Annotated in this window: 20 protein-coding genes and 2 pseudogenes; 10 read left to right on the top strand and 12 right to left on the bottom strand. The window is 62.4% G+C overall.

The genetic code is table 11. The features are described from left to right. Positions 1-4: 4 nt before the first annotated feature. Both QTI24_RS20540 and QTI24_RS20535 read right to left on the bottom strand, forming a co-directional pair. Positions 5-922 (bottom strand): MBL fold metallo-hydrolase, encoded by a 918-nt coding sequence (locus QTI24_RS20540; protein ID WP_286603236.1) that lies wholly within the window; start codon positions 920-922, stop codon positions 5-7. A 264-nt stretch (positions 923-1,186) separates the two neighbouring features. Further along, positions 1,187-1,273: pseudogene (locus QTI24_RS20535) on the bottom strand (transposase); the annotation flags it as partial. Positions 1,274-1,718: 445 nt separating this feature from the next. On the opposite strand from QTI24_RS20535, the gene QTI24_RS20530 reads away from it, so the two are divergent. Further along, complete coding sequence (locus QTI24_RS20530; protein WP_286602994.1) at positions 1,719-2,777, top strand: diguanylate cyclase domain-containing protein; 1,059 nt, start codon at positions 1,719-1,721, stop codon at positions 2,775-2,777. A 188-nt stretch (positions 2,778-2,965) separates the two neighbouring features. On the opposite strand, the gene QTI24_RS20525 is transcribed toward QTI24_RS20530, so the two are convergent. Both QTI24_RS20525 and QTI24_RS20520 read right to left on the bottom strand, forming a co-directional pair. Further along, a complete protein-coding gene (locus tag QTI24_RS20525) occupies positions 2,966-4,126 on the bottom strand; it encodes an IS30 family transposase (protein WP_286602993.1) in 1,161 nt (386 codons plus the stop codon). A gap of 522 nt (positions 4,127-4,648) precedes the next feature. Beyond that, complete coding sequence (locus QTI24_RS20520) at positions 4,649-5,287, bottom strand: FMN-dependent NADH-azoreductase (RefSeq protein ID WP_286602992.1); 639 nt, start codon at positions 5,285-5,287, stop codon at positions 4,649-4,651. A 115-nt stretch (positions 5,288-5,402) separates the two neighbouring features. Between QTI24_RS20520 and pdxR the strand changes: the two genes are divergently transcribed. The 3 genes from pdxR (at position 5,403) to QTI24_RS20505 (ending at position 7,814) form a co-directional block, all read left to right on the top strand. After that, complete coding sequence (gene pdxR, locus QTI24_RS20515) at positions 5,403-6,824, top strand: MocR-like pyridoxine biosynthesis transcription factor PdxR (protein ID WP_286603235.1); 1,422 nt, start codon at positions 5,403-5,405, stop codon at positions 6,822-6,824. 125 nt (positions 6,825-6,949) lie between these two features. Beyond that, positions 6,950-7,405, top strand: a complete 456-nt coding sequence (locus QTI24_RS20510) for a carboxymuconolactone decarboxylase family protein (RefSeq protein WP_286602990.1) — start codon at positions 6,950-6,952, stop codon at positions 7,403-7,405. Between the two features lie 88 nt (positions 7,406-7,493). Next, positions 7,494-7,814 (top strand): DMT family transporter, encoded by a 321-nt coding sequence (locus QTI24_RS20505; RefSeq protein ID WP_286603234.1) that lies wholly within the window; start codon positions 7,494-7,496, stop codon positions 7,812-7,814. A 204-nt stretch (positions 7,815-8,018) separates the two neighbouring features. Here the strand turns inward: QTI24_RS20505 and QTI24_RS20500 are convergent, their stop codons facing one another. Continuing rightward, positions 8,019-8,963 (bottom strand): LysR substrate-binding domain-containing protein, encoded by a 945-nt coding sequence (locus tag QTI24_RS20500; protein ID WP_286602989.1) that lies wholly within the window; start codon positions 8,961-8,963, stop codon positions 8,019-8,021. A 135-nt stretch (positions 8,964-9,098) separates the two neighbouring features. Here QTI24_RS20500 and QTI24_RS20495 point away from each other — a divergent pair, with 135 nt between their 5' ends. Together QTI24_RS20495 and QTI24_RS20490 are read left to right on the top strand one after the other, a co-directional pair. Further along, the gene (locus QTI24_RS20495; protein WP_286602988.1) at positions 9,099-10,103 is read left to right on the top strand and encodes a tripartite tricarboxylate transporter substrate binding protein; all 1,005 of its coding nucleotides are present in this window, start codon (positions 9,099-9,101) and stop codon (positions 10,101-10,103) included. A 32-nt stretch (positions 10,104-10,135) separates the two neighbouring features. Then, a complete protein-coding gene (locus QTI24_RS20490; protein ID WP_286602987.1) occupies positions 10,136-12,103 on the top strand; it encodes an Atu1372/SO_1960 family protein in 1,968 nt (655 codons plus the stop codon). Between the two features lie 218 nt (positions 12,104-12,321). Here QTI24_RS20490 and QTI24_RS20485 read toward each other — a convergent pair whose 3' ends face one another. Continuing rightward, entirely contained in the window at positions 12,322-12,645 is a 324-nt protein-coding gene (locus QTI24_RS20485) for a winged helix-turn-helix transcriptional regulator (RefSeq protein ID WP_286602986.1), read from the bottom strand. Between the two features lie 58 nt (positions 12,646-12,703). Between QTI24_RS20485 and QTI24_RS20480 the strand changes: the two genes are divergently transcribed. Beyond that, the gene (locus QTI24_RS20480) at positions 12,704-13,309 is read left to right on the top strand and encodes a carboxymuconolactone decarboxylase family protein (RefSeq protein WP_286602984.1); all 606 of its coding nucleotides are present in this window, start codon (positions 12,704-12,706) and stop codon (positions 13,307-13,309) included. Continuing rightward, complete coding sequence (locus QTI24_RS20475) at positions 13,306-13,632, top strand: EthD family reductase (RefSeq protein ID WP_286602982.1); 327 nt, start codon at positions 13,306-13,308, stop codon at positions 13,630-13,632. Before QTI24_RS20480 ends, QTI24_RS20475 begins: the two co-directional genes overlap by 4 nt. Here QTI24_RS20475 and QTI24_RS20470 read toward each other — a convergent pair. The 3 genes and pseudogenes from QTI24_RS20470 to QTI24_RS20460 form a co-directional block, all read right to left on the bottom strand. Further along, a pseudogene (locus QTI24_RS20470) lies at positions 13,598-14,239 on the bottom strand (serine hydrolase domain-containing protein). The gene QTI24_RS20475 and the pseudogene QTI24_RS20470 sit on opposite strands and share 35 nt — an antisense overlap. Before the next feature lie 435 nt (positions 14,240-14,674). Beyond that, complete coding sequence (locus QTI24_RS20465; RefSeq protein ID WP_286602981.1) at positions 14,675-14,971, bottom strand: hypothetical protein; 297 nt, start codon at positions 14,969-14,971, stop codon at positions 14,675-14,677. Positions 14,972-15,236: 265 nt separating this feature from the next. Then, entirely contained in the window at positions 15,237-15,881 is a 645-nt protein-coding gene (locus tag QTI24_RS20460; RefSeq protein ID WP_286602980.1) for an ABC transporter ATP-binding protein, read from the bottom strand. Positions 15,882-16,054: 173 nt separating this feature from the next. Here QTI24_RS20460 and QTI24_RS20455 point away from each other — a divergent pair, with 173 nt between their 5' ends. After that, positions 16,055-16,771, top strand: a complete 717-nt coding sequence (locus QTI24_RS20455; RefSeq protein WP_286602978.1) for a hypothetical protein — start codon at positions 16,055-16,057, stop codon at positions 16,769-16,771. A gap of 381 nt (positions 16,772-17,152) precedes the next feature. Here QTI24_RS20455 and QTI24_RS20450 read toward each other — a convergent pair whose 3' ends face one another. Continuing rightward, on the bottom strand, positions 17,153-18,307 hold the full coding sequence (locus QTI24_RS20450; RefSeq protein ID WP_286602976.1) for an alkene reductase: 1,155 nt from the start codon (positions 18,305-18,307) through the stop codon (positions 17,153-17,155). 83 nt (positions 18,308-18,390) lie between these two features. Between QTI24_RS20450 and QTI24_RS20445 the strand changes: the two genes are divergently transcribed. Further along, a complete protein-coding gene (locus tag QTI24_RS20445) occupies positions 18,391-18,813 on the top strand; it encodes a winged helix-turn-helix transcriptional regulator (RefSeq protein ID WP_286602974.1) in 423 nt (140 codons plus the stop codon). 136 nt (positions 18,814-18,949) lie between these two features. Here QTI24_RS20445 and wrbA read toward each other — a convergent pair whose 3' ends face one another. Beyond that, entirely contained in the window at positions 18,950-19,552 is a 603-nt protein-coding gene (gene wrbA, locus QTI24_RS20440) for an NAD(P)H:quinone oxidoreductase (RefSeq protein ID WP_286602973.1), read from the bottom strand. Positions 19,553-19,632: 80 nt separating this feature from the next. Beyond that, on the bottom strand, positions 19,633-20,103 hold the full coding sequence (locus QTI24_RS20435) for a carboxymuconolactone decarboxylase family protein (protein ID WP_286602972.1): 471 nt from the start codon (positions 20,101-20,103) through the stop codon (positions 19,633-19,635). Positions 20,104-20,183: the final 80 nt, after the last annotated feature.

The raw sequence follows: 20,183 nt of genomic DNA, 5'->3' as shown, positions 1-20,183 counted from the left end.
GCGGTCAGTAATCCCAGATGACCGGTACCCAGCGAAAGATGTCGCCGTCGAGCGCCACCCGGCCTACGGATGGGAACGGCAGGTGAGCAGCCACCAGCAGCCCGCGGGTTTGCGCCAGTTCGCGGAACAGACCGACACGAACGCGGGCAGATTCCTCGGGGTCATGCTCGAAACCGTTGTGCCAGTCGGGGTGGTCGAATGCGACCGGGAACATGGCGTCGCCGGCGAACATCAGTCGTTCACCGCCCGACACCAAATCGACCACGCTGTGCCCTGGGGTGTGGCCGCCGGTGAGACGGACGACTACACCTGGCGCAACCTCATGCTTGTCCTCAAAAATCCGCAGCCTGTCGCGGTACTCGTTGTAGAAGCTCGTGGCGGTCGAGCGGAGCACGCCCGGCACCGGCTTCGGCATGACCGTTTGGGAGAAATCGGGCGAGATCCAGAACTCGACTTCGGCCGCAGCAACATGGATACGCACGTCCGGACTCAGTCGCTCCTTGATCCCGGGGACGAGCAGCCCGCCCACGTGGTCCATGTGCATGTGGGTAATGATCACGTCGGTCACGGACTCGAGTTCGATGCCGGCCGCGGCCAAGCGCTGGGGAAACTGCCCGGCGCGCGGAAACCCCGAGAACTGCCCGCCCAGCCCAGCGTCGATGAGGATGGTCTGGTCACCGCTGCGGGCGACCATCACGTTCAGCGGCCAGTCAAACTTGTCCGGCGGCATGAACATGTGGTCCAGCCAGTTCGCCAGATCGGCCGGGTCGGCATTGGTGGCCATCGTCGAGGTTGGGAGCGGCAGCACCCCATCGCTGACCACCAGCGCATCAATCTCTCCAACCCGAAGCGCGTATCGGGACGGAACCAGGTCGTTGGATCTCTGGCTACTGGGATGCAAGGTGTCAGCTACGGAAAACATGGCGAAACTCTCCAAAAGGACGGCCCGATTACCCGGACCAAGACCAGCCAGGCGACTGGCAGCAAATTGCCGTTCAACACCCAAGGTTGTCCGGCACCGATCACGGCAGAAGGCCGACTGACACTCATCGTAGGTAGGAGGAGCAGGAGGCGGTAGGCCTGCGAACGGGCTCACTGTGGTGCCTGATATGCACCAAACGCGCGTGGAACGTTGCTATCCGCGGATCAGGTGCAAGACCTATGTCAAGACGGGATCACCGCGCGTACGGTTGAGCGACCACTCGTCGTTCTGCTCGAGCATCATGGCGCCAACCAGGCGCGTGATCGAGGCGTCGTTGGGGAAGATGCCCACTGACCTCCGCGGTGCGCGCTGCCCCTGGCTCTCAGTGAACAGATGGCAACCGATGGCACTGAAGGTACAACCGTCAGGACGCGGGCACACGTGCTCCCCCTCGAGAACTCGTCGTCCTGCAATTCCACTGACAACCTTAGCGCGGGAGAAATCTACCTGGGAAGTGCTTCGACAGCTGGAGGTCGATCCCAGTGCCCCACAAGGGCGGCGCGCCCCTGGCCACGGACGTGGTCGGCGGGCGCCTGGATGTCGGCGTCAACGACATCAGCGGCATCCTTCCGCTGGCGCGCGGCAAGAAGCAGGAGCGGAAGTCGCGCGTATTCCCCGTTCGGAATCAGCCCCGTCCCGCTGATGTCTTGGTGCCGACCCGAGTCGCGGACACCGACGGCCAGGGAAGGGCTTCGATATATTCTTGGGTCATCTGCCACATTCCGAGACACGTTCAATGATCAAGACTCGTTCATTGCTGCTTTTCATCGGCGGCTTATGGACTTTCGCCGTTGGAATCTTCGGAAATCTCGTTGCACAACAGATTATCGACCCCAGCAACTTCGATGCGGTGGCGGCCGTTCACAGAGCCCTGTGCGTCACCGTCAACGTTACGATCTGGCAGATATTCCTGCTCGCGGCCGCGGCGACGGCGAGCGTCATCGTGCTCAACCGCGCAATCGAGCTGAAGCAGAAGAAGGCAACTGAACTCGAGGCGCAAATGGCCCATGATCGCCGCGAGTCCGAAGCGCAGATCGACTACCGCGACCAGACCATCGGCACGCTCCAGCGCCATTTGCACGATGCTAGGCAGTTCAGGTTCCTCGATGTCGTCACGGGCATTCCTAACGAGGCCAGATGGAAGAACGACATCATCCAGTACTCGGCGAAGGCGTCCATCGACACGCCACGACAGGTCGCGCTGATCGACTTGGTAGACTTCGGCCGCCTCAACGATGAACTGGGCTACAGCACCGTCGACAAGATATTGCGATACTTGGCGCAGTCCCTAGAAGAGAGCATGCGCAAGAACGAAGGCCTCTACAAGCGCCACCTGGTGGACAATGCGCTGCTGCCGAGCAGGCTCTACCGCAAGTATCCTGGGGGCGACGAGTTCTACGTCGTGGCGGAAGGTTCGGAAGCGTCCATGATAGGCCTTCTCACCCGGTTGCAGCGGTTGATCAGGACTCGCCTAGACGAGCACATTTCTCAGTCGATCGCGCAATCGAAAGCTCCGCTTCAGATCCTATTCTCAGGCGCCGTTTGCGAACTCCATCGTGATGAAGAACCTGAGGCGCTGACCCGCCGCCTCGAGGACCACCTGCGGCCGACCCGCTATCCCGATGCGACACTGCGCTTGAACTGGCAGTCCGGACAGAGGAGTGCCGACTTTTTGGTCGGCTCGATCGAACACAATCTCTATCGCGAAGCCGAGCGAGAATTCGCCATCGCGAGACCTGAAACCCGAAAGGCCCCGCAGGCGCTACCTCCCGAGTTGCCTGGTGCGCCGTCGTAGGGCGCCTTGGTCGTCACGATGCCTGAGAGGGGCTGGGCAACCACGCCTGAAGCGATGATGTCGTCGCCGCCTGGATCGCTCGCGACGAACGCGTGGCGGCATTGATTCGGCCGGAGACGTCTGTCTATGGGCTCGCGATATTGTTTGAACGTCAGCGCGGTCGCGACGGCAGGTTTGGGCTTGCGGATTCAACCGGTCGATGCAACGATCTGGCTGAACATCTCAGCCGGCGTGTGGAAGTCGAGGGTCTTCCTTGGTCGCTCGTTCAATTGTCTTGCAACGGCATTCAGCTTGGCCTGTGAATGGCTCGAGAGATCGATCCCTTTAGGGAAGTACTGCCTGAGCAAGCCGTTCGTGTTTTCGTTGGTTCCGCGCTGCCAAGGATTGTGCGGGTCGCAGAAGTAGACCTGGATGTCGGTCGCCAGGGTGAAGCGCTTGTGAGCCGCCATCTCCTTGCCTCGATCCCAGGTCAGCGACTTGTATAGCTCCTGCGGGAGCTTGCGAGCGTTTTTGATCAGCGCATTGACGACGGTCTCGGTATCGGTGCCCCCGAGTTTCACCAGCATCACGTAGCGTGTTTGACGCTCGACCAGGGTGGCAATCTGACTGCTCGTGCCTCCGAACAGCAGGTCGCCTTCCCAATGACCAGGCACTGCCCGATCTTCCACCGTGGCCGGGCGCTCGCTGATGGACACCGTGTCGAGAATTCTTCCGTGATTGTCGGTCTTCTGCGTGTGATGGCGCGAACGGCGCATGACCCGCGTGCGCCGCAGGTGCTGCAGCAACTCCTTCTTCAATGCGCCTCGAGCTTGGATGAAGAGGCTGCGATAGATGGTCTCGTGTGACACCTGGAAGTCCTCGTCGCCAGCATAACTATGCCTGAGCCACCCCGCGATCTGCTCGGGCGCCCACAGCGATTGGAGCTTGGCAGCCACGATGCGCGCCAAGGCTCTGTTCCTTGACAGTTTGCATCTCTTGGGACGGTGGCCGCGGTCCCACGCCGCTTGGTCGGCCTGAGCAGCCCGGTAGCCCTCGCGACCACCGTTGCGCTTGATCTCCCGGCTAACAGTCGATGGCGCTCGCCCGAGGATGCTGGCGATCGCTCGAATCGAGAAGCCGGCCACGACAGCACGTGAGATCTCCTCGCGCTCGCACAAAGTCAGCGCCAAGCAAGACCGGCACCGTTTTGGCGGCGGTATGCCGCCTGTTCGGGACAGAATCCCTTCGACCGACGAATGCGATCGATCGAACAACTGCGCTATCTGTTGAAGGCTGTCGCCTGCTTTCCAGCGCTCCCACATAAGCGCCTTCTGGCTGTCCGTGTAGTAGGTCCGGATCCGATACTTCATCTGCAACACTCCTTCTGCCTAAGGCAGGATCAGTGTGTTGCATCGACCGGTTGAATCCGCAGCTGCGAAGCTGACACTGGTTTCGAGGACCGCTTTCAGGAAGGGCGCAGCCCGTTGCAGACTTTAAGTTTGCCGACCTCGCCTCCGAAAGCAGCCGTTGAAAGCAGCTCTGAGCCGGTGCCGTCGCCGAGCGGCAATGGATCGATGCCCGCGCGAGTGAGGCCTTGTACTCGGTTCCACCGCGCCATTTCCTGCCGCTCAAATGGGATCGCGTCTTCTTGTCGGCCATGAGGCCATGCCCGATCTGCAGCATGACGACGGCGACGAAGGCGGCGAGCGTCAGCACGCCGAAGAGCCAATCCCCAGCCCCTGACGAGACCCTGCCCGTACACCTCAATCGAGTACCGATGTTGGCAAGGCGCTTGATACCTGCGCGACTACACCCAAACACCCAACCATCCAACCATCCAACCATCCAATTATTGGATCTATTTCTCAAGGTACCACCGTGACCTTCGCCGATCAGTGTGCGCATCGCGATCGCGTGCCGAACTCGGCCGAGCTGAAATGCTCCTGCAGGGCTCGCTCCGCCCTGGCCCGCGCCTCGTTCACAGCCTCAGGACCGTGGCCGGTTCCTTCTACTGAGAAGAAGCGCAGGTCTCTCAGCCCAATCGAGCCGAAGACGACCTTCAGATAGGGCGTCAGGAAGTCCGGTTGCCTGGCCCGCTCTCCCGAGAAAACGCCACCCGAAGCAATGGCGATGAAGACGGGCCGATCTGACAGAAGTCCCACCTTGCCTGACGATGTCACGTTGAAAGTGCGACGGGCGCGAACAACGTGATCAATCCAAGCCTTCAAGGCTGAGGGGACGCTGAGGTTGTGCATGGGCGTGCCGATGACAAGGACGTCCGAAACTTCCAACTCGCGGATCAGGACTTCGGATCTGGACACAGTACCCTCCTGGTTGATCTGCGCCGCTGCGTCGTGCTGCGCCATCGCATAGTTCCCATCTACATGCGAGATGCCGCCCTCGCCAAGCGACCGATCCACGACGATGGCCTCGGGCACGTCCTTCAGTAGGCAGTCAACGATCGTTCGAGCGAGTCGATAGCTCTCCGCTGCCTGCCCGCGCGGGCTGCAGCTCAGGTGCAGGATATTCATGGTTGATCCAGTTCCGGTTTCATGTGGTGCAACCAGTCTAGGAAACCCATGGTATTGGCAGAAGATCCATGAAATAGACTTTTGGGTGATCCATGATCTTCGAGGGGACGCAAGCATGACTGTGATCGAATCCAGCAATCTCTCGCCCTTGGACCGCAGCGCCGCAGAGCCCTTCTACAGGCAGATCTACGACCGGTTTCGCAGCGCCATAGCCAGCGGCACGCTCAAGCCCGGCGACCGGATCCCTTCGGCGCGCGCATTGATGAAGGAACTGGGCTTGGCGAGAGGCACGATCGAAGCGGCCTACTCGCTGCTTGCTGCCGAAGGCTACATTCAGGCGCGCGGGCAGGCAGGAACCATCGTGACGCCTGGCCTCAAGCCCGGGGCTTCGCTTGCAAATCCGCCGCCGCGCGCGGAAGACCATGAGGCCCCGCCCAGTTTTCGGCCGGATACGACCTTGCCCTTTCAAATGGGCTTGCCGGCGCTGGACGCATTTCCTCGAAAGATCTGGGCGCGTCTTGGCGCTCGCTGCGTCCGCGCCATGCAGCCCGTCGACATGGCGCATCCCTCGGTCTACGGCCTGCAGGCACTTCGCGCGGAGATAGCCTCCTACTTGAACATCTCTCGCGGCCTGAACTGCGCTCCTTCACAGATCTTTGTGACCTCCGGTTATCGCCACACCATCGGGCTGATCGGGCGCGCACTTCTCAAGGAAGGAGACCGCGTCTGGCTCGAGAATCCAGGCTATCCCCCGACGCGGGAGATGTTGACCCACATGAACATCGACGGTGTGGCAGTGCCCGTGGACCAGGAGGGGATCGACGTCCTCGAAGGCATTCGACTGGCACCTCGCGCACGTGCCGCGGTCGTCACTCCGGCGCATCAGAGTCCGCTGGGCGTGTCCCTTTCCTTGTCCCGTCGCTTGACCCTGTTGAACTGGGCGGCGCAGCACAAGGCCTGGGTCATCGAGGATGACTACGACGGAGAGTACCGGTATGCCAGCCGGCCGCTGCCTGCGCTGAAGAGCCTGGATCGTGAGGGACGCGTGCTGTACGCAGGCACCTTCAGCAAGGTTCTCTTCCCGAGCATCCGACTGGCCTATCTTGTGGTTCCTGAAGCCCTGGTCGATCGTTTTGAACAGATCAGCCAGGCCTTCGCGGGGGGCAGCCCCCAGTTGACGCAATGCATCGTCACGGCCTTCATCACCGAGGGCCACTTCGCCCGACACATCCAACGCATGCGCAAGCTCTACGCCCAGCGCCGGACAGAAGCGGTAGCGGGCCTGGAGGCTGTGCTGGGCAAGCATGTGCGAATCGACTCGCAGCCCGGCGGCATGCACCTGATCCTGCGCCTCAAGGCGACGCGCTCGGACAAGAAACTCGTCGCGCGCATGAAGCAAGCCGGCCTTTACGGGGAAGCCTTGTCGGACTGGACGATGAACGCGGACGGCTCATCCGCCGTGCTGCTCAGTTTCACGAACATCGAATCGCGCTCCATTGCCGAGCGACTAGCGAGGCAAATCCTTGGCCTAATGTGACGGCGATAATGGTCTGGCCAGGCCGTGATCATGGATCAGTAACAACGACCATTCTTGGCTCTTCTTAATAGATCCAAGAATACGCATCATGACGTCCTCTCTTCACCAAACAAGCAAGGATGATCATGAGCAATCGCATCGACTACGCCGCGGCGTCCCCTGACGGCTACAAGGCCTTCGGCGGCGTCTATCTCACCGTCTTGAAAAGCGGCCTGCCCAAGGAACTTGTAGACATCGTCTACCTGCGAGTCTCCCAGATCAATGGCTGCGCCTTCTGCATCGACATGCACTCGCGCGATCTACTCAGGGGCGGCTTGAGTGTCGACAAGCTCGTGTTGGTACCGGTCTGGCATGACGCTGGCCCGGTGTTCACTGCCCGCGAGCGTGCCGCCCTGGCATGGGCGGAAAGCGTCACAAGGGTCGCCGAAAGCGGAGTTCCCGATGCCGCCTATGAATCTGCGGCTTCCGCGTTCAACGACAAGGAACTTGCCGATCTCACCTACGCCATCGGGCTCATGAACGCCTTCAACCGCTTCGGCATTGCGTTCCGCTCGACCCCGGCTGCCGCTGCAAAGGCCTGAACCCGGCTGCCGCAAGCGCCGCAGATGGCGAGCCCGTCAAAGGGCGCTTGCGTTCATCCTAACGAACCAATGATTGGACCTGTCAGCCATGGCATGGATATTCCTGACTGTCGCCGGCTTCCTCGAAATCGCATTCGCCTTTGCGATGAAGTCGTCCGAAGGTTTTACACGCTTGATCCCCGCGCTGGGCACGGTGGCATTCGGCCTGACGAGTGTTGTCCTCCTTTCAACTGCCTTGCGCACGTTGCCCATGGGGACGGGCTATGCAGTCTGGACAGGCATTGGAGCGGCCGGCACGGCAATCCTGGGAATCCTGGTTTTGGGTGACTCCGCGGCGCCGCTGAGGATCCTTTGCATCGGGCTCATCCTGGCCGGCGTCGTCGGCTTGAAATTGATCTCCGGAGACTGAACACCTTGCCCTCTATCGTCATCGATGGCCGGCTCCCCATACTGGGCAAGTCGCCCGTGTCTCCGTGGACGCTCTTCTGGATCTCCAGCATCGCCGTGTTCCTGGTCTAGGTGGCTTGAGCGGGTGCGTCCAAGGCAAGCACTCTCGTCTGGATGGTCGAAGCCGTCATCGGTGAATCTGAACCCGGAAAGGCTTCTTCGGGAGTCAGCTTTTCGATGAAGAGGCACCCGCCTCAGCTGGGTCGAACACGGTGAACGTCTGGCGGATCTGCGCGAGCAGATGACCGGCCGCGACCGAAAGCGGTCGACCTTCGCGCATCAGCAGGCGGACCTGCGCGGTCTTGCACAGCTTGTGCGACAGGTCGAGCGTCACGAGCTGGCCGGCCTCGATCTCGGGCGCCGAGGCCATGCCTGCGCCCACGAAGGACACGCCCTGGGTCGAGCGAACGAAGCGCTTGAGAGCCATCACGGAGTTGCTGCGGAAGGCCGCATGCAGCGTGACGTGCTCCGCGTACGCAAGTAGCTCCACAAGGCGACCGACGCCGTAGTCGGGAGGCATGAGCGCGAGGGGATAGTCCAGGACCTGCCGCAGCTGCAGCGGACCCTTGAGCTTCGTCAGCGGATGACCTGCACGGACCAGCAGCTTCGTCGGTGCGGCGGCACTGGCGACGACCCGCAGTTTCGGATCGGACGGCGGGTTGTACGCGATGCCGATGTGCGCCTCGTCCTCCATGACCTGGCCGACAAGTTCGCCGACAGGCATGGCATCGACCGTCACCGAGAGCTTGGGATGCGCTGCGCAGAAGGGCGCGACCACCTGGTCGAGCAGGCCGCCGATGAAGCCTTCGCTTGCCACGATCCGCACGCTGCCGGCGTCCATCGACTCGATGGCGCGCAGTCGCTCCCCCAGTTGTTCCTGGTGCGCCTGGCACGCCTTCCAGTAGTCGAGCACGTGCAGGGCTGCATCGGTCGCGACCACCCCGCGCGACTGGCGCTCGAACAGCACCAGGCCGAGTTCCTCCTCCAGCAGCGCCACCTGTCGCGTGATCACCGACGGCGCGGTGTTCAGCGCATCGGCGGCGCCGCGGATCGACCCGCTGACCAGCACCTCTCGGAAGTACTTCAGGCGTTTCTGATTGATTTCTCGCATGGCGCGCCCCCGTCCGTTGCCCAAGGAGCAACGAAGTGGTCAAAAAATTGCTGTTGCTCGAACGAATGCTAGCTCAAACAATCCGCTTCACCCACCTATTCGCGACCACCCGTACCCTCAAGACAAGGAGCTTTCATGCGATACCTCAAGAAGTCCGCCGCCTGCCTGATGGCCACCATCGCAGTGCTTTCCATCGGCGCCCAGGCGCCGGCCCTCGCAGCGGAAGCGTTTCCCTCGAAGCCGCTGACCATGCTTGTGGCGTTCCCGCCCGGCGGTCCGGCCGACGTGCTGGCCCGCGCGATGCAACCCACGATGAGCCGACTGCTGGGTCAGCCCTTCATCATCGAGAACCTGCCGGGCGCGGGCGGCGCACTGGCGGCGCAGCGGTTGCTCAGCCGTCCGGCCGACGGCTACACGCTGATCATGGGCTCGCCCAACGAGGCGATCCTCGCGCCGCTGGCCAACGCGTCGGCTAAGTACAAGGCCGAGGAGTTTGCGCTCCTGGCGCCGATCTCCACGCATCCGCTGGTGGTGATGGCCCGCAACGACCTGCCGTTCAACTCGCTCGAGCAACTGATCGCAGACGGCAGGAAGCCCGGCAGCAAGAGCCTCACCTTCGGCAGCCCGGGCTACGGTTCGATGTACCACATCGTCTCCGAATACATGGCGCAGACCACGGGCGCCAAGCTGTTGCACGTGCCCTACAAGGGTGCCACGCCGATGCTGCAGGACCTGGTCGGCCAGCAGATCGACATCACGATCCTGCCGAATCTCGGCGCCTCGACCCAGCTGCTCGAAAGCCACAAGCTCAAGGCCATCAACGTGCTCGACACGCAGCGCATGCCCACGCTGCCCGACGCTGCCGCGATCTCCGAATCGGCGATCCCGCAGAAGGCAGAGCTCGTGCATTCGGTCTGGCTGGCCGTCATGACCAAGAGCGGCATTCCGGTCGACCGCCAGAAGGTGCTGCTGGAAGCGTCGCAGAAGGCGATCCAGTCGCCCGAGATGATCAAGGCACTCGAGCAGTCCGGCGTGCAGCCGATGAAGCCGCAATCACTTGAAGCCTCTGCGAAGTTCTACGCCGACGAGACGGCGAAGTTCCAGAAGATGGCGCGCTCGATCAAGCTGGCTGCCGAATGAGCCGCTGAAACCTGATGGAAGAAAGGTCCTACATGAACATCCTCGTCGCCGGTTTCCAGCACGAAACCAACACCTTTGCACCCACTGTTGCCAGCTACGAAAGCTTCGTGCGCGGCGAAGACTTCCCCGGCATGGTGCGCGGCGAACGGGTCTTCGAACTGCTCGACGTCAATGTTCCGATTAGCGGATTCATCCACCACGTGCGGGCGAACGGCCACAGTGTGACGCCCGTGATCTGGGCCGGCGCGGGGGCCTCCGCCCATGTCACGACCGATGCCTACGAGCGTATCGCGGGGGAGATCCTCGCGACGGTGAAGACCGCGTCCTACGATGCCATCTACCTGGACCTGCACGGGGCCATGGTCACGCAGCATCTCGACGACGGGGAAGGCGAACTGCTGGCCCGCATCCGCGCCGTCGTGGGACCCGCGGTGAAGATCGTGGCTTCGCTGGATTCGCACGCCAACGTCACGACCCGGATGCTCGCGCTGTCGGACGGCCTGGTGGCCTACCGGACCTATCCCCACATCGACATGGCCGACACCGGCCGCCGCGCGGGCGAGATCCTGCTGGCGCTGATGGGGGCTGACAAGCCTGCCTGCCAAGTCGTGCGGCGCGTGCCTTTCCTCATTCCGGTCAACAGCATGTCGACGATGCTGCAACCCGCACGCGGCGTCTACGACCTGTTGGAGGAACTCGAGGCCCAGGGCGTGCTCTCGCTGTCCTTCGCGCCCGGGTTTCCGGCGGCCGACTTTCCGGAATGTGGCCCCGTGGTCTGGGGCTACGGCTTTGACCAGGCGCGCATCGAGCAAGCGGTCGACGCGCTCTTCGCGGGCGTGTGCGTTCCCGAAGAGAAATGGGCGGTGCAATTCCAAGAGCCGGAGGCTGCGGTGCGGCGCGCCATGCGCATCGCGGAGACGGCGACCCGCCCGGTGATCCTTGCGGACACGCAGGACAATCCCGGCGTCGGTGGCGATTCGAACACCACGGGCGTGTTGCGGACGCTGCTGAAGTACGGCGTGAAGGACGCGGCGATCGGGCTCATCTGCGACCCGGTCACCGCGGCTGCCGCCCATGCAGCCGGCGTCGGCGCGACGATCGACATCGCGCTGGGCGGTTGCCCGCAGGTGCCGGGCGACGAGCCCCTTCGCGCCGCCTGCCGGGTCGAAGCACTCGCGGATGGCAAGTTCGTCTACGGCGGTCCGATGATGAACGGCAAGCAGGCCGACCTGGGCCCCATGGCCTGCCTGCGCATCGACGGCGTGCGCGTCGCGGTGAGTTCGAGCAAGGCGCAGATGCTCGACAGGAACATGTACCGCACCGTCGGCATCGCACCCGAGGACATGAAGATCCTCGTGAACAAGAGTTCGGTGCATTTTCGCGCCGACTTTGCGCCGATCGCCGAGGAGATTCTCGTCGTGCGTTCGCCCGGTCCCTTTGTCGCCGATCCGTCGCAACTGCCGTGGCGCCATTTGGGCCAGGGCATGCGCATGAAGCCGAACGGGCCGGCGTTTTCTGGCGATGCGGGTCGGGGCTCAGATGCATACCAACGCCTCGAGGCCTTGGGAATCGAATTACCCACGCCGAGCGCGCCGGCCGCGGCGTATCTTCCTTTTGTGCGCGCGGGGCAGATGCTCTATCTGTCCGGCCACCTTGCGCGGTTAAACGGCCAAGTCTTGGCTGGTCGGCTTGGTGACGGTTTGAGCACTGCGCAGGGCATTGAAGCCGCGCGTGCGACGGCCACCGAACTACTCTCGACCCTCCATGCCGCGACAGGCGATCTGAACAAGATCATGCGAATCGTGAAGCTCACGAGCTTCGTGGCGTCGGCCGGAGACTTCACCGAGCAGCACCTGGTCACGAACGGAGCTAGCCAGCTGTTCGCTGAAGTGTTCGGCGACAAGGGCGCTCACGCCCGTAGCGCAGTAGGCGTGGCGCAGCTTCCGCTGGGCGCCTGCGTGGAGATCGAACTGATCGCGCAACTCGTGGAAGCGGCCTAGGTCGGTGGGACGTTCATGTATCCGCTTTGGGCAGGAGCCGGCACTCCAGGCATTGGGAGCGTTCTTGCCAGAGTAGCCGACGGCTTCGCAGCGCAAGCGGTCGTCGAGGAAGGCAAGCACGGACGACTGCACGTCAACGTTCAGCGGACGTTTTAGCGGTCGGCACCGTGGGCTCTCCATGGCGCGACGCGCCAACGCGTATGGTGCGAGTCACCTTCTCATCGCTTTCGATGCCCCCACTGGTCCGCCCAAGCTGACAACGGCTTCAGCGCCTTCGCAAGTCGTCGGCCTTCGTCCGTTAGTCGATAGCCACCCTCGGCATGTTCGACAAGGTCGGCTTCCCTCAGTTCAGTGAGCCGCGTGTTGAGCAATCTGGCGTTCGTCTCGCAAGCGTCTTGCAGGGCCCTGAAGGTCAGCGGGTCCCCCCGAAGTTCCCAGAGCACGCGCAGCGCCGTGCGCCGTCCCAGCAGGTCCAGAGCGACCATGATGGGGCGGCCGGTGGTGGAACCGCGAACTGGTTGGCCGATACGAGGTGCCGTCATGCTTTACTTTATACAGCAAGGAGCCTACGATAGCGCGGCCCTTGAATCATGAATCTTTATGCCCGCACGCATCGAGCCAGCAACTCCACCATTTGGTGAAGACATTTCCAGGCCACTCGACAGGCTGATGAAGGGACAGCCCCCCTTTCGGCTGTTCACGACGTTGGCACGCGACCCTCGTCTATTTCAAAAGTTCTTTGCGGGCGGGTTGCTGGACAAAGGCAACTTGAGCATCCGACAGCGCGAAATCGTGATTCATCGCATAACGGCGTTGTGCAAATCCGAATATGAATGGGGCATCCACGTCACGGCCTTCTCAAGGCTTGGCGGCCTGACGCCGGAGCAGGTTCAGGCGACCGTCACGGGTTCGGCGAACGAAGCCTGCTGGTCAGCCGAGGAACAGGTCCTTCTGCGCCTGTGTGACTCTCTGCACGAGCACTCCGACATCGACGGTGGACTGTGGAACGAGTTGCGAAAGTACTTTGCCGAAGAAGCCATCATTGAACTGCTGATGCTGGCTGGCTTCTATCGCACCGTCAGCTACCTTACGAACGGGCTGCGCATGCCCTTGGAAGAGGCGAGCGCACGATTCCCGACTGAGGCTGCTTCTGACCGAGTCGTCGGCGTATTGACTACCGTGCAACAACAGGAGAAATCTCGATGATCAAAGCCAGTGTCATGTACCCGTACGCCGCAGGCGCTCGATTCGATCATGCTTACTACCGCGAGAGGCATATGCCAATGATGAAGCGGCTGCTCGGCGCTGCATGTCTGTACTACACGGTGGACAAGGGCATCTCAGGGCGTGCTCCGGGCACTGACCCTGCTTACGTCGCCAAGTGCGAATTCGTCTGCACTTCTGTCGAAGCTTACCGGGCAGCCTCCGGCCGGCACCAGCAGGAGATCAGGAGCGACATCGCCAACTACACGGATATTCAACCCGTGGTGCAGATCAGTGAGGTAGTAGTAGAGCGTTCGGAAGTCTGACCAGTGTGCGAATGTCGCCAAGCACCGCACCGCGTATGGCGAATCCCTGGGAGTACGAAAGAGCCACGTACTGCCATTTGCCATCGCGACCACGTGCATATGAATGCGCACGACTCCTCACGACCGTTCCGTAGTTTTCTTGGAAGCGCGTGCTCTTCATGCCCAGCGGCGCGAAAATTCGTTCCTGCGCGAAGGCGGCCAGGCTCAGTCCGCTAACTCGCCGCACGATGAGTCCGAGAAGCGTGTAGCCCGTGTTGCTGTAGAGATGCTCTGCTCCCGGCTCGAAGTTCAGTCACTTCTGCTGAAACACAAGGCCCAGAATGTCGCCCTCTGTGATGGTGTCGTCTAGCCGTAGGCCGGCCAGAGTCAGCAAATCCCACTGGTCGCGCAGACCGCTGGTGTGATGCAGAAGATGCCGGATGGTGATGGGCGCGCCCTCCAACTGAAGCTCCGGTACGTACTTCTTCACCGGGTCGTCCAGTGACAGCTTGCCTTCCTGTGCCAGCAGCTGGATAGCGTAGCCAGTGAACTGCTTGGACAGAGATGGCCGCGTGGAATACGGTGTTCGGTTTGATGGGGATGCTGTATTCGAGGCTGGCTTGGCCATAGCCGCGGCTGTAGACGATCTTGCCCTCCTTCATGACCGCAAGGGCCAAGTCGGGGGAATCGGGCTTGTCCCAGGCAGCGAATAGTTTGTCGATGTCGGCTGGGCTGGGCGTGGCGGCGGAGGCCGACAACGCGAAAGCAACCAGCCAGGCCGGGTTCAAGGCTAGACGAAGGAGCAAGAAAAACATTCGGGAGACCTCCTGGAGTCACAGGATGGTAGGTCGTCGAGCAGGGTGGCTGGCGTACTAGCAACAACCACTGTGCCGCTTGCTGGTAGGTCTGCACTAGGCGCGGGAGCTGTCGGTCTCGAACGTCTGCTGTCCTTAGGCTGCTACTTCCGCAATGGGGGCCCGGTGCGGAAGTTGCGCGCTCGCGAAATCGGTCTTTCTAGCCCAAGTGCCGCGGTCAACCATCAACCGAAATTGGCTGGAGCTCTCTACGCCGCCCGCCTCTGCGCCGCGGGTTGGTCGGACGCAGCGAGCACTCCGACGAATGTTGAGGCCTTGTCGACGAGCACTCGCACAACCTCCTCGGTCTCTTCGAAGGTGCCTGCCACGGACACCTGCAGCCTCATGAACTGTTGCGCAGCGTAGGCGTAGTCGACGTGGAGTACGTCAACGCCGCGGGCGGCATAGAGGCCGAGGATGCGGCAAAGCAAGCCAGCATCGCGCTCAACTAGATAAACCTGCTCGAGGGTGGGCGCAGTTCGTGGGGTGAGGTTGGGAGAATTCATGACTTCGATCCTGGTCGTCGGCGATGGCTAGCCCTGCTGAGGCTAGCGATGAGGACGCGCGTGGATCGAAGACGGGAGAAGAAGTTGCCCGAAGCGTCGACCCGGCTGACCGGGACGACGCGCACGTGCCCGGTCAGCGGGGAATTCGAATAATCACCGGAATCAACGTGCGAAGTGGCATGCGTCGAAGTCTAGCAGTGGTCGACCCTTGCGCACCGCGAGGTCCGGTCTTGGCCCGCATTCAGTCGCGAGTACAGACCTAAGGTCATGATGCAAGTAACGGAAGTTCAATCAAAGCTGAAAGCGGAACTGCGTCCAACTGGGCTGCGCTTGCCACCACGATGGCACGGTTGGAAGACCCAGCCACGTCGGCAAGCGCACGCCACAGGAAGCGGATAGACGCGTTGTCAAGCCCGGCTGTGGGCTCATCAAGCAAGGTCAATGCGCGTCCCGAAGCGAGCGCAGCCGCGAGCCAAACCTTGCGCTTCGAACCGGTCGAGAGCATGTACATCGGCTTGGCAAGATGCGGGGCCAAAGATAATCCCGCAACACAGCTTCCCCACCGGACTTCATCGAAGCCGGCATCGCTGGCCCGGAGCATTGAAGTGCAGTCAGTCGCGGTGACCTCGTCGAACTCGTCAGTCGCCGGGTCCACGAAGAACACGCTTCGCTGATAGGACTTGAGGTCTCGGTTGCTGCCAGCGCGTGCAAGAGTCAGCTCGCCCTTTGCAGCCAGCCTGCCCGCCAGCAATCGGAGAATCGTCGATTTTCCGCTGCCGTCGTCGCCGTACAGTTGGGTGAGTCCGGCCCCGATGGACGCGCTCCATCCGGATAGGAGCGGCGGGTGACCTGGATAGGCGAAGCACAAGTCTTTGACGACAAGAATGGGCTCGGATGCCGCTGAGTTCATGCCCTAACCCTACCGCATCCCCGCACGAACACAGAGCTGAGCACTGTCCACGCAGTGCATCAGAGGCGGCCAGGGCATTGCCAGGCAGGCTGGAGCTGCTCTGTCCCAGCCTAAGGCGCCGGAAGCCGGGCACTCCCGAACATCGGGCGAGGCTGGTCGACTAGCATGTCGGCATGAACCCATTGCAGTTCGAACTCGATCGCCTGTACGGACTGGGTGCGAGCGCCGCGCACGGCGCTGCCCCAGCGGCCGCCCAGGGCGTTCGAGCCTTGGTGCTGGAGCTGAGGCCCCCCGCGGGATGGGCCCAGCTTTCCTCGGTCTGGACGGGCGTCCAATCGGACCTCGGTTTTCCTCCCCCGGCCATCGCGGTCTCGGGAGTCGACGCACTGCAGCTGTGGTTCTCCCTTGCATCGCCGACTTCGCCGAGTGCTGGCGAGCTTTTCCTGCAGGGCCTGCGTGCGCGGTATCTGCCGCACGTAGGATCGACCCACGTACGTCTGATCGCCGACGCGGCGCAACTCCCGTCCGCGCCGCCCTTAGAGACCAGCCCGGATCGCTGGTCGGCATTCGTCGCCCCCGACTTGGCTTCAGTGTTTGCCGATACGCCGTGGCTGGACCTTCCTCCCACCGGCGAAGGCCAGGCAACGCTTCTGCGCGCGCTCGAGCCCATCCGGCAAGTTGCCTTCGAAGCAGCGTTAAGCCAGCTTAGCGTCATAGAGGAAGTGCCAGCTGACTTGAAGCTGTCCGGCTTGCCGAAAGTGGCCACCTCCGAACAAGGGGGCGCCGACGCAGAGCGCTTCCTAAGAGGCGTCATGAACGACGAATCGGTGCCTATGGCTTTGCGGATAGAAGCCGCAAAGGGCTTGCTTGGCCATTCCAAGCGATCGTAGGCAGATCGCCGGAACCATCAGACGGAGATCCTTGGATAAAGCTGCGGTCTCGCCTTCGGCTCGGTCGGCTCGCTGCTTCGCAGCAGCGATAGCAGTCGTCCAATCCCGCGTATGCGAATGACCGCAAGGTATCGCTCTGCAGCCATTGCCAGCGCCTTGCCCCGTTGTCGGTGCCTCGCGTCGAGTAGGTTCCCTTGCAGAGGTAGAGAGCGGCGCTCCGCGTTCCTACATGTTGGCCATTGCCAACGTGCCAAGTCTCCATCGCGCAAACGCATTGGAACTCCTTGTCCCAGCGCGCTTGCTCCTGCGACAGCCGATGCAGCGAAATGCACGCCGCCAGCTCCGATCCCTGCCTCTGACTCAGTCCGGCACGCGAACGCTTCAGAGAACTGCAGCCTGGGACCCGCCGAAGCTTGAAAAGTCCGTGAATCCAAGCGGTCCTCGGCGGGTGTAGTAGGTCGACCGGTCCGCTTCGACCAGCGGCCATCCGTGCCTGAGCCGCTCTGCCAGGTCCGGGTTCCCGATGTAGGGCCTGCCGAACGCGATCAGATCCACCAGCCCGGTCTCTAGTGCTGCCTCGGCACCCTCACGGCTCTTGAAGCCTCCGCACCAGATGATCGCTCCCGGGAAAGTGGCGCGAACCTTCGCCAGCAAGCCATGATCGATGTAGCGCGCCTTGAATTCGGCGGTCTCCATGTTGCCCGTCGGCATGAGTTCGTAGATCAGGTGCAGATAAGCGACGCCTCGGCGCCCCAGCTCCTCGGCGAGGTACAGCAAGGTGCCCTCGACGTCCGGATCCGCCGGCATCGAGTTGAAAAGGCCGAATGGAGACAGCCGGACACCAACGCGCCCGGGGCCCAGTTCGTGCACCGCCGCGTCCACCACTTCCATCAGGAAGCGGGTGCGATCCTGGAGGCTGCCGCCGCCGTAGCGGTCCTTGCGCGTGTTGAGCACCGGGTTCATGAACTGCTCGAACAGGTAGCCATTGGCAGCGTGCAGCTCCACGCCATCGAAGCCGGTCTCTCTCGCATCGACGAATACCTGGGCGAACGTCCGAACCAGGGCGGACACCTCATTCGTCGCGAGCCGTCTCGGCGTTCCTGCGCGGATGTAGCCCAGTTTGCCGTTCGCATCATGGACGAACACGTCAGAATGCTCGGCCCTCTGTTCCGTCACGCCCCAGGGCATCTCGCCGTTGGGCATGATCGAGGGATGCGCCATTCTGCCGACGTGCCATAGCTGCATGAAAACCGCGCCCCCCTTTCGGTGGATCTCGTCAGTCACGAGGCGCCAGTTTCTTCGTTGGGCCTCCGAATAGATGCCAGGCGTCCACGCATATCCCTTGCTGGACGGCGCGACATCAACCGCCTCAGTCACGATCAGGCCCGCACTCGCACGCTGCCCGTAGTACGTAGCCATGAGTGCATTGGGGACGTCGCCCTCGGATGTGCGCGTGCGGGTCATGGGCGCCATCACAATCCGATTGTTCAGTGACACAGTGCCGCCGAGCGACAGGGGTTCAAACAGGTCTGCCACAGTCTTCCTTCAGTTGATTTCGAGACTGAAGGTTATTTGTCGCAAGGCGTCGTATCTACACACACATTGGTCAGTGGTTGAACATGAAGCTCATCAAACGACTTCCAGGCTTGCCGGTTGAACGGGCGCTGGGAATGATTTCCGGGCGGTGGAAGGCCGTTCTCCTGCTTGCCCTGGGAGAGGGTCCCCAACGCACCTGCGAACTGGACAATCGGATTGCCGGCCTGTCGCAGAAGGTGCTGATCGATCAACTGCGCGCGCTTGAGGAACACGGACTGGTGAGCAAGCAGCCTGTCGCGTCGGACTTGCAGGGGGTCGAGTACCGGTTAACCCCGCTGGGCGAGAGCCTGTTGCCCATCCTCTGCTCGCTGATGGATTGGGGCGCCCATCACGCCAGCGAAGTCGACGAAGCCCAAAGGCTGCTGCCGTGCGAGCTTGTCGTGCAAGGTCGTGCTGCATTCGTGACCGGCCGTGGACGCGCTCGCGCGCGTGAGCAAGGACGGTAGCGCGACTCCGGCAGGAGCGCTCGGGAACGCTGGGCGACTGCCCGGCCTGTCACAGGGCTGCTCGTACGAGCGGGAGTTCCGGATGAAGAAATGGCACGCCCACGGCGCGCGCCCTGCCCTATCGCACCGGGCTCTTCTAGCCGAAGAGCTTGGACGCAATGGACGCGACGTGCCTGCCTTGGAACTCGGCCATGCCCAGCTCCTGCTCACTGGGCATGCGCTCGCCTTTACCGCCGGCGATGGTGGCGGCGCCATACGGGCTGCCGCCCTTGATCTCGTCGATTCCCATCTGACGGGCTTCGGCGTAGGGCAGTCCGACCACGACCATCCCGTGATGCAACAGCGTCGGCAGGAAGGTGAGGATGGTGCTCTCCTGGCCGCCGTGCTGGGTGGCGGTGGAGGTGAACACCGATCCAACCTTTCCGACCAGTTCGCCCTTCATCCACAGCGGCCCGGTCTGGTCGATGAAGGCGCGCATCTGTGCGCTGACATTGCCGAACCGGGTGGGCGAACCGAAGACGATCGCATCGTAGTTCGCGAGTTCCTCCGGCTTCGCAAGCTGCGCCGGTTGGTCGACCTTGCCGCCAGCCCCAAGGAACACGTCGGGGGGCACCGTCTCAGGGACCCTCTTCAGGTCCACGACGCTGCCCGGCACGCTGCGTGCCCCGCGCGCCACGGCTCCTGCCATGGCCTCGATGTGTCCGTAGAAGCTGTGATAGAGAACGAGAACTCTTGCCATTGAATGAGCTTGCCTGGAGTGGTTGAGAAAGAAGAGTGACGGCATTCGCCGATACGGCGAAGCACTTGCCGCGGTCCGCCCTACTTCTGCAGGGCAGCCTGAGGGATGTTCCGGAAACTGATGGCCATGCGGTTGTAGGTGTTCATCAGTCCGATTGCGATCGTGAGGTCCACCAGTTCGCGCTCCTCGAAGACGTGCCGCGCTGCTTCGTAGTGCGCGTCCGGAACGCCGGTCTCGGCCACACGCGTCACCGACTCGGCCCAGGCCAGAGCGGCGCGCTCGCGCGGATCGAAGAGTTCGCCCGCCTCCCGCCAGGCCTGCACAAGCGCGAGCTTCTCGATGGCCTGCCCCTTCTTCAGAAGATCTCGCGTGTGCATGTCCAGACAGAAAGCACAGTTGTTGATCTGCGAGACGCGCAAGTACACGAGATCGACAAGCACAGGTGAAAGCGCACTCTGCGCCACGTAGCCATAGACAGTGCCGAGCGCCTTCAGGCCGGCGGGAGCGAGTGCGTTGTAGTGTATGCGGTCAATAAACCGCGTCCTGTTCATCGACGCAGATCAAGTGCAGGGGTTGAGCTACGAGGTTGGCAGCGCGATGTTCCAGGGCAGTAGCGCCTCGTAGTCGTCGA

Origin of the sequence: Variovorax sp. J22P240 (assembly GCF_030316855.1) — a bacterium.
Lineage (GTDB): Bacteria > Pseudomonadota > Gammaproteobacteria > Burkholderiales > Burkholderiaceae_C > Variovorax.
This window is presented reverse-complemented; position numbering and strand designations above follow the sequence as displayed.